We start from the raw sequence: 5,817 nt of genomic DNA on the forward strand, positions 1-5,817 counted from the left end.
ACACCCCACACACTAAGAAACATGGCGGCAGCAACCTACTCTCCCACACCCCACCGAGTGCAGTACCATCAGCGCAAACAACCTTAGCTACCGGGTTCGAAAAGGATACCGGGCGTAACCTTGCCGCTATAACCACCGCCACAACCAAAACACCAACCAACCACATGGTAGCCAGTCATCGCACAGTGAACGCAAACACCCAATCCCACGCAAAAACAATCTCAAATGCCTTGTTATCTTGGCTATCGGTCCATTAGTACCAGTCAACTAAAACCCTCACAAGCCTTACATCCCTGGCCTATCAACCCGATCATCAACCGGGGACCTCACCCACCAAAAGTGGAACGAGAACTAATCTTGAAGCAGGCTTCCCGCTTAGATGCTTTCAGCGGTTATCCCTCCCGAACGTGGCCAACCAGCAATGCCCCTGGCGGAACAACTGGCACACTAGAGGTTCGTCCGTCCCGGTCCTCTCGTACTAGGAACAGCCCTTCTCAATTCTCAAACGCGCGCAGCGGATAGGGACCGAACTGTCTCACGACGTTCTGAACCCAGCTCGCGTACCGCTTTAATGGGCGAACAGCCCAACCCTTGGGACCTACTCCAGCCCCAGGATGCGACGAGCCGACATCGAGGTGCCAAACCATGCCGTCGATATGAACTCTTGGGCAGGATCAGCCTGTTATCCCCGGGGTACCTTTTATCCGTTGAGCGACGGCGCTTCCACAAGCCACCGCCGGATCACTAGTTCCTACTTTCGTACCTGCTCGACATGTCTGTCTCACAGTCAAGCTTCCTTCTACACTTACACTCACCACCTGATGACCAACCAGGCTGAGGAAACCTTTGAGCGCCTCCGTTACCCTTTAGGAGGCAACCGCCCCAGTTAAACTACCCACCAGGCACTGTCCTTAGCCCGGATCACGGACCAAAGTTAGACATGCAATACGATCAGAGTGGTATTTCAACAACGACTCCACACCAACTAGCGTCAATGCATCACAGTCTCCCACCTATCCTACACAAACCGTACCGAACACCAATACCAAGCTATAGTAAAGGTCCCGGGGTCTTTCCGTCCTGCTGCGCGAAACGAGCATCTTTACTCGTAATGCAATTTCACCGAGCTCGTGGTCGAGACAGTAGAGAAGTCGTTACGCCATTCGTGCAGGTCGGAACTTACCCGACAAGGAATTTCGCTACCTTAGGATGGTTATAGTTACCACCGCCGTTTACTGGGGCTTAACTTCCCAGCCTCGCCCCCAAAAAAAAGAGGGCTAACCAGTCCGCTTAACCTTCCAGCACCGGGCAGGCGTCAGTCCGTATACATCGCCTTACAGCTTCGCACGGACCTGTGTTTTTGATAAACAGTCGCTTCTCCCTAGACTCTGCGACCCAACCCCCCACACTCGCCCAGACACGGGGCGCGTAAAGAGTGGGCCCCCCTTCTCCCAAAGTTACGGGGGCATTTTGCCGAGTTCCTTAACCACGATTCACTCGCACGCCTTAGTATGCTCTACCCAACTACCAGTGTCGGTTTCGGGTACGGGCGGTCTTACCACTCACGTCGATGCTTTTCTCGGCAGTACAGGATCACCCTACTTCCCACAAAAAAGTGGTCACCATCAGGCCTCACCCACATATGTTCCCCGGATTTACCTAGGAAACGGGCCACACCCTTAAACGCGCCAAGCCATTAGGCACGCGAAGCTACCTCCCTGCGTCACACCTGTTAACACGCTTGCCTCCCACACTTAGGACCCCACGCCACCCACACCAACCACAAACAAGACAAACGCCTCGAAAGCAGTAAACGATATAGACGGGATGGTTAGCATCAACGCAGAAGACACTGGACGCAATAAAACCGGTACCAGAATAAGAACTGGTCACCCATCGACTACGCCTGTCGGCCTCGCCTTAGGACCCGACTAACCCAGAGAGGACGAACCTACCCCTGGAACCCTTAGTCATACGGCGGGAAGGATTCTCACCTCCCAAACGTTACTCATGCCTGCATTCTCACTCCCACGCAATCCACCAAAGCTCACGCCACGGCTTCACCTCACGCAGGACGCTCCCCTACCCAAACAAAACAAAATTTGTTTGCCACGGTTTCGGCGGTGTACTTCAGCCCCGCTACATTGTCGGCGCTCAATCACTTGACCAGTGAGCTATTACGCACTCTTTCAAGGATGGCTGCTTCTAAGCCAACCTCCTGGTTGTCACAGCAACTAAACATCCTTTCCCACTTAGCACACACTTAGGGGCCTTAACCGGCGATCTGGGCTGTTTCCCTCTCGACTATGAAGCTTATCCCCCACAGTCTCACTGCCACGCTCAACTTCATGGTATTCGGAGTTTGGCTGACGTCAGTAACCAAATCAGGCCCATCAGCCAACCAGTAGCTCTACCCCCACAAAGAACCACGCAACGCTGCACCTAAATGCATTTCGGGGAGAACCAGCTATCACGGAGTTTGATTGGCCTTTCACCCCTACCCACAACTCATCCCCCAGGTTTTCAACCCTGGTGGGTTCGGGCCTCCACACGCTCTTACACGTGCCTCACCCTGGCCATGGGTAGATCACCCCGCTTCGGGTCTAGAACATGCAACTAAAACGCCCTCTTCAGACTCGCTTTCGCTACGACTACCCCACACGGGTTAACCTCGCCACACATCCTAACTCGCAGGCTCATTCTTCAATAGGCACGCCATCACCACCACCAAGATGGCTCTGACAGTTTGTAGGCGCCTGGTTTCAGGCACTATTTCACTCCCCTCCCGGGGTACTTTTCACCATTCCCTCACGGTACTAAATTCACTATCGGTCACGACGGGTATTTAGCCTTACCAAGTGGTCTTGGCAGATTCACACGAGATTCCACGAGCCCCGTGCTACTCGGGAACACCACCACGCAGTCACACAAGTTTCAGCTACCCGGCTATCACGGTCTACGGCAGGCCTTCCCAAACCTTTCACCTACAAGCATGATTTATCACTACGCCCCGCTCTGTCGGAAACGAGAATTGTAATGCCCCACAACACCCCACATGCAACCCCCGACAGGTATCACACACACAAGGTTTAGGCTCCTTCGCTTTCGCTCGCCACTACTCACAAAATATCTTTTCCAGCAGGTACTAAGATGTTTCACTTCCCCACGTTCCCACCACCAACCTATCAATTCAGCTGGCAGCAACCCGGCATAACCCAGGCTAGGTTCCCCCATTCGGACACCCTCGGATCACCACTCGCTAGCCAATTCCCCGAGGCATATCGCAGGCTACAACGTCCTTCTTCGGCCCATACGCACCAAGGCATCCACCAAACGCCCTACAACACCAAAAAACAAAACACAAGAAACTCAAAACAAAATCGTCAATCACGCAAAATCACAAACAAACACACAACCAAAACCAAAAAAAGCCCTGGCATAAACATGTTTGCCATATAAAGATGCTCACGCTCACTATGCGACAACCAACCACCACACCAACACCACAACCAACCAACAAAACAAACAGTCCCATCAGCCAGCCACGGGCAGTAACAGACAAGCTAGTGTCCGAATGCCTAACAGCACGCCCAACCAAACAACACCCAAAACACAACAAGCACTAAAACCTGTTTACGTCCTAAGCGTCTCTTTTTACGCGTCCCAAACACAAGAAACAAAACAAAAACAAGCAAACCCACAAACAGGCCCACCCAACGCGTCCCTTGCAAAAAAATCCTTAGAAAGGAGGTGATCCAGCCGCACCTTCCGGTACGGCTACCTTGTTACGACTTCGTCCCAATCGCCAGCCCCACCTTCGACCGCTCCCCCCAAAAATGGTTAGGCCACGAGCTACGGGTGTTACCAACTTTCGTGACGTGACGGGCGGTGTGTACAAGGCCCGGGAACGTATTCACCGCGGCAATGCTGATCCGCGATTACTAGCGACTCCGACTTCACGAGGTCGAGTTGCAGACCCCGATCCGAACTGAGACCAGCTTTAAGGGATTCGCTCCACCTCACGATATCGCAACCCTCTGTACCGGCCATTGTAGCATGCGTGAAGCCCAAGACATAAGGGGCATGATGATTTGACGTCATCCCCACCTTCCTCCGAGTTAACCCCGGCAGTCTCTCGTGAGTCCCCACCACAACATGCTGGCAACACGAGACAAGGGTTGCGCTCGTTGCGGGACTTAACCCAACATCTCACGACACGAGCTGACGACAACCATGCACCACCTGTACACCACCAACTAAATGCAACCACATCTCTGCAGCCCCGCGGTGTATGTCAAGCCTTGGTAAGGTTCTTCGCGTTGCATCGAATTAATCCGCATGCTCCGCCGCTTGTGCGGGCCCCCGTCAATTCCTTTGAGTTTTAGCCTTGCGGCCGTACTCCCCAGGCGGGGAACTTAATGCGTTAGCTACGGCGCAGAAAACCTGGAAAGGCCCCCCACACCTAGTTCCCAACGTTTACAGCATGGACTACCAGGGTATCTAATCCTGTTCGCTACCCATGCTTTCGCTCCTCAGCGTCAGTAATGGCCCAGTGACCTGCCTTCGCCATCGGTGTTCCTCCAGATATCTGCGCATTCCACCGCTACACCTGGAATTCCAGTCACCCCTACCACACTCAAGCCTGCCCGTACCCACTGCACGCGCGAAGTTAAGCCCCGCGTTTTCACAGCAGGCGCAACAAGCCGCCTACAAGCCCTTTACGCCCAATAATTCCGGACAACGCTCGCGCCCTACGTATTACCGCGGCTGCTGGCACGTAGTTAGCCGGCGCTTCTTCTCCACCTACCCTCAACCCACCAAAAAATGAGCCTTGTTCGATAGCGAAAGAGGTTTACAACCCGAAAGCCTTCATCCCCCACGCGGCGTCGCTGCATCAGGCTTTCGCCCATTGTGCAATATCCCCCACTGCTGCCTCCCGTAGGAGTCTGGGCCGTATCTCAGTCCCAATGTGGCCGGTCACCCTCTCAGGCCGGCTACCCGTCACCGCCTTGGTAGGCCATCACCCCACCAACAAGCTGATAGGCCGCGAGCCCATCCCCCTTCACATAAAGCTTTCCCAACACACCCATGCGAGCATGCCAGAATATCCGGTATTAGACCCCGTTTCCAAGGCTTATCCCAAAAAGGAGGGCAGGTTACTCACGTATTACTCACCCGTTCGCCACTAATCCACCCACAACAAGTTGTAAGCTTCATCGTTCGACTTGCATGTGTTAAGCACGCCGCCAGCGTTCGTCCTGAGCCAGGATCAAACTCTCCACAAAAAAACAGAGAGCAAGAAAAACAACTAGCTCAACAAAAAAATATAAAAAACAAGAACAACACACCACCAACAAACAAACCAAAACATACCCGTAAACACGAATACATCCAGTCATCATCATTAGAGTGCTAACTGTCCTCGCACACACCCACACAACCAACACCACACCCACCAACCAAAAAACTCTCGGCCAGTACTAGTGCAGCACGTCAATCATGTGAACAAAAAATATCACGTAAAAAATAAATAGTCAGACACACTATTAAGCATCCAAACACCACGCCCACACCCCACGCATAACCACCCGAAAAACCACGGCAATCACACGCAAGAGAAACAATCACACTCAAAAAGAGCAACCCCGTTAGCTTAGCACCACCCAGCCAGGATTTCAAACCCGGCCCCAGTGAACCACGCCACTCTCAAGGGATCCTGTCACCGCTTACCGGTTTCCCGGGCCTCGGCGACGGATAACAAGCTTACAAGCCCAACCCGCTAGACGCAAATCAAACCAGAGAGACACCCACCACACC

At 53.2% G+C, this 5,817-nt stretch carries 3 rRNA genes; all 3 read right to left on the bottom strand.

Features of this window, described 5'->3' with window-relative positions:
* Window positions 1-22 precede the first annotated feature (22 nt).
* Window positions 23-140 (bottom strand): 5S ribosomal RNA (gene rrf, locus DDD64_RS08590).
* 92 nt (window positions 141-232) lie between these two features.
* A 23S ribosomal RNA gene (locus DDD64_RS08595) occupies window positions 233-3,354 on the bottom strand.
* 389 nt (window positions 3,355-3,743) lie between these two features.
* Window positions 3,744-5,285 (bottom strand): 16S ribosomal RNA (locus tag DDD64_RS08600).
* Together the 16S, 23S and 5S rRNA genes form the textbook arrangement of a ribosomal RNA operon.
* Between the last annotated feature and the right edge of the window lie 532 nt (window positions 5,286-5,817).

The organism is Actinotignum sanguinis (genome assembly GCF_003957255.1).
Lineage (GTDB): Bacteria > Actinomycetota > Actinomycetes > Actinomycetales > Actinomycetaceae > Actinotignum > Actinotignum sanguinis.